The sequence below is a fragment of the Marisediminitalea alba genome, assembly GCF_002993365.1.
In the GTDB taxonomy this organism is placed as follows: Bacteria; Pseudomonadota; Gammaproteobacteria; order Enterobacterales; family Alteromonadaceae; genus Alteromonas; species Alteromonas alba.
The window spans coordinates 1-4,383 of the sequence record NZ_PVNP01000165.1; the positions used below are offsets into that span (position 1 = coordinate 1).

2 protein-coding genes and 1 pseudogene are annotated in these 4,383 nt (G+C 45.6%); all 3 read right to left on the reverse strand.

Features of this window, described 5'->3' with window-relative positions:
• Nucleotides 1-95 precede the first annotated feature (95 nt).
• Nucleotides 96-3,074 (reverse strand): Tn3-like element ISShfr9 family transposase, encoded by a 2,979-nt coding sequence (locus tag C6Y40_RS15095; protein ID WP_014979375.1) that lies wholly within the window; start codon nucleotides 3,072-3,074, stop codon nucleotides 96-98.
• A gap of 103 nt (nucleotides 3,075-3,177) precedes the next feature.
• A complete protein-coding gene (locus tag C6Y40_RS15100; RefSeq protein ID WP_105935301.1) occupies nucleotides 3,178-3,555 on the reverse strand; it encodes a MerR family DNA-binding protein in 378 nt (125 codons plus the stop codon).
• 617 nt (nucleotides 3,556-4,172) lie between these two features.
• A pseudogene (locus C6Y40_RS15110) lies at nucleotides 4,173-4,383 on the reverse strand (IS1595 family transposase); the annotation flags it as partial.

Here is a 4,383-nt window from a genome sequence, read left to right on the forward strand (position 1 = left end):
TGGGGTTCTAGGGATTTTCCCCTCTAAAAAGACATAATCCTCTGTAGACCACACCAATAAATGGCTGCGGAGGTGGTTTACTTTCAGCTTGGAGCCTAATCATCCACTATCGGCCTTGTTATTTCGCCAATATTGGGCAATTTCCCAGTATTAGTGAAGTTATACGTTCCGCTTAAGTTGATATTTTGCCACGCAACGGGCGAAACAGCACGAGTGATACCCGCTTTCTCTTCATCTCCTCTCGCTTCAAAGTGTCCCAGCAGATGACTCAGTATCGCGGAGTTGAAGTAGATGATCGCGTTGGCAAGCAATCTTGCACATTCATTCCAGATAGCGATTTCACTCTCGTTTTTGCCTCGGAACTGATCGCCATTCACCGACGCAATAGCCCGTCTCAGGAAGTGCCACGCTTCTCCCCGGTTAAGGGCACGCTGAACGTACTGCCGCAAACTGGCATTGTCTATGTAATCCAGTAAATATTGCGCTTTGACCAGTCGATTATACTCCGTCAGCGCCTGTAATGTCGGGTGCCCCGAAGGATAACCAGACAACTTTCTTACCAGCATTGCCTGTGTCGTTCGCTTTGTCTGAAGTGACAGAACAATGCGCCTAATATCCTGCCATCCCGTTTCGATGACATTCGTCCTGATGGGCTTTTTCAGGGCAAGGTTGGTGCCGCCGTGTTCATTTTCAGTTACGTCAAACAGATCATTGATGACACTACTGAACTGCGCGTATCGCGGTGCAAAACTGTAACCGCATAGATCCAGTAAGGCGAAGTTAACATGATTGACACCGTGTGTATCTGTCGAGAGTACGTCAGGTTTGATTTCACTGCTGTTGGATTGTAACAGGTCATAAATATAGTGTGATTCGTGCTCGTTGGAACCGATGATCCGAGCATTGAGGGCGCTGTGGTTGGCCACCAGTGTCATGGCCGTGATCCCTTTGTTGGTGCCGAAATACTTAGAGGAGTACCGGGTTTTAAAGGTTTCCAGATGGGTTTCGAATTTCTGACCATCCGCACTGGCATGCAGCTGGTCCTCCTGAATATGGTAGTGGCGGAAGATGGGTAGCGCTGCAACCGCATTATTGATCACGTCGCTGGCGTCATGCAGCGTTTCAGGCCGGATATAGTTGGCCTGCACCGTACTCAGGTGTTCATAGCTTCGATCGGAGATCTGCGCCATGCCATACACACCACGGTGAGTGGCGTTGGCAATCAGAATGGCCAGTAAATCATCCTGATGAGTGAACCCTTGTTTTTGTATCGGAAGTACATGAGTCAGACATTTCATGAACCCGGTTTCGCGCTCTACATACCGCAGTACATCCGCGATACCGACCGGTTGCATTCGCTTAAAAAAGGGATTGTTGACCAGAGATGTAGCGCTTTTGGTCGGCAGACGCCAGCGGGTACCGGTACGATTTTTCATGATCACATTTCGATTGTCTCCCTCATCAATATGGAGAGCAACGTCTTTGAGTGCACTTTCCAGCCGGTGTTGTTTCTCCTGTAACAATAACTCTGCGGGCTGTTTTAGTCTGTCCAGTGTTGATGAGGCCAGCAAGGTATCCTGCGATGTCTGGGGGATCAGGTCGTCTTCCAGTGCGCGGTATTTGGTAACATTTGGCAAATAAATGCGTCCATTCAGTCGTGAGGTTAACTGCCGGTAGAGCAGCCATTCGTAACGTTGCGGGTTAACGTTATCCTGTTTAACCAACCATGGGAGGTGCTTTTTCGGGATGAGCGACGTATCCATCGTCTTCAGTGGTCCACCGAATGCGATTTCCGTCTGCATCTGTTGAAGTTGGGCGACGACGGCTTCTGAGCCTTTACCGGCCTCACATTCAAGGCACAAGAACACCTGCCTTAACAGTTGCTCCAGGAGATTGCATTGTTCATCGTAATGTTGCCACTGGTACTCTTCCACGGTCCGTTTCTGTTTTTTCAGGTAAAGGCAGAGGGTCTGGATATCCCTGTCATTCATGACCTTCAATGCCTGTTGTCTGACTACTGAGAAGGGTTGATTATCATCAATGTTCTCATCCACAAACAGATGCAGTAACTCTGCCGCTTTCGTGACATTGTCCGCGGCTGACTGCCAGGACAGGAACACTGCTTGTTGTGCAAAGGTGTTGGCAGCTTCTTGTTGCTTGCGGATATGGTAAATGAACCCATCAGTTAACCGTTCCAGTGCCAGTTGTATCCGCTCTGTCAGGTGACATAGCAACCATAGATGCTGCTGTGCGCGTTTGAATCGTTTGAGTTTACTACCGTAATAGTTGATGAGCTCACCGAAGTGTTGTCGATTTTTAAGAGACAGATTAAGCCCATCGATAACGCCATTGATTTGCGTGCGCCATGGCGCTAACTGATGATAAAGGGCAAGCTCTTTTTTAAGTTCAGGTACGGTCAGACTTTTTGCACCGCCTCTGAGCTGGTTCAGGCTTAGTCCGTCATCAATGGCTGTTATGCTGTCCAGAAAGACGTGAAGTTCAGGACTGGTGAGTTGATTAAGTTGGTGCGCCAGGTCTTTTCTGACCTGCTGCATCGCTCTGCTTATCAGTCTCTGGAGTACGGTGTACCTAGGGATAGCAATGCTGTGACTGGTTAGGAATTCAATAGCAGTATCAAAGAGGTAACGCGGCTCCAGCCAGGCATTGCCCACCTGAACAAGGTGGTCGAAAAGAGAATTGAAGTGCTGACTTTCGTCCCATTTGTGATAACCAGCAAGGTCTAATACTTTTGCGTAGAGTCGATCTTTTTGTTTTTGTGAGGGAGTGAATGGTCTGAGCCCCTTGCCGCCAAGCAGCTCTTTACTGATGAACATTAAATCCTTAGAAACCTGCGAGTAAGCGATATCTAGGATGACGGGCTTTGATTTGAAGTATCCCAAAATCGCGACAAAGTAACATCTATGAGCTCTGAGACGAATTGACCGAAAAACTGCCAATTCCGCATCGTTCAGAGAAAAGTACAGACGTTGTTCTTCGATTGAAAAAATGGGTGGGGAATAAAGATTTGCCTGTTCTGCTCTCGTGAGAATAGTAATTTCGTTTTTGATGGCCATATCAGGGCTGTTCCGTATTAAATGTACGATATTTACCTAATTTGCCACACTTATAAGTAGTAACCCACCTCCGCAGCCATTTATTGGTGTGGTCTACAGAGAATTATGTCTTTTTAGAGGGGAAAATCCCTAGAACCCCACATTGGTTTACAGCATCTTGCAACCCAGTTTTTAACCGAGCCAACGCTGCAATTTTCTTATCAACCAGACTTAGCTTTTTCTCGGCCAGGTTTGCCATTTCCCCACATGGCATATCTGTCAAGGTCAGCAAGCTTCTGATTTCGTCTAGTGTGAACCCAAGTGTTTTCGCTTTGGTGATAAATTTGAGTTGTTTCAACACGGAATCCGGGTACACCCGAAATCCATTGGCAGGCTTGTCAGGTTGCGCTGTCAGGCCCTTCCTTTCGTAAAAACGAATGGTTTCTACGTTAAGGTTCAACTCTCGGGCTAACACTCCAATTGTTCTTGAAGACTTTGGCATTTTGGTCGGCTCTCGTTCACTATACGGAAATTTAGGGTTTTGTTTAGGAAAAGCCAAAGTAGAATAACAACACTTCGCTCAAAACAAGAATGTATTTAACTGAGGACTCAACAACTATGTCATACCAATACATCGTAAGTAAAAATGGTGAAATCCCACTTCCGGATAATATGTGTGACGAACTAATGCTTAAGCTCGGAGATATTCTTACTTGTGAAGTAACGAAAAATAAGTCTTTAACACTGCAAAAGCATACAGATCAGACATTGTCAGATGCTCAACTGAAAGTTGCAGGCAATCTAACTAGGATCATTGAGTTTAACCCCGATGACTATAATTAGTTATTTCCAATTCCTAATAGCCTTAACGCTAATTGATAGATAAGAAGTTTTTATATATTTCAAAGTCTTATGAAGACTTATCGTAAAACAATGACCTAAACGGTAGTTCAGCCATAAACTAAAAACCCGCCTTTGCGGCGGGTTTTGATGATTCTAGTAACGCACAATCAAACCCGCCAATTATTAATAATAGCGAGCACAATAATTTGTGAAGGGGCTGAGGTTAAATCAACCTGAAGCGTAACTGAAATATTCATAAGCTGAGTATTTAATTGGCTATGTTCGGATTAACTGTTGTTGAATCGAAAAGAGCCTGTTTTCGTTAAGGTTTTCTGGATTATCCATAAACCTGAACCAACCCAGGTAGTGTTCCAAGTATTTTGTGGCTACTCCGTGAAACCGTTTCATCCACGCTTTCAGACGGCTGTGATAGGCGTTAACATTCTGAATATGAAAGACTTTATCTATCACCTTAACACCTCCCGCC

Bases quoted from the DNA above. Each gene is read 5' to 3' on its own strand.
- C6Y40_RS15095 (WP_014979375.1), bottom strand. From the start codon at position 3,074: ATGGCCATCAAAAACGAAATTACTATTCTCACGAGAGCAGAACAGGCA.
- C6Y40_RS15100 (WP_105935301.1), bottom strand. From the start codon at position 3,555: ATGCCAAAGTCTTCAAGAACAATTGGAGTGTTAGCCCGAGAGTTGAAC.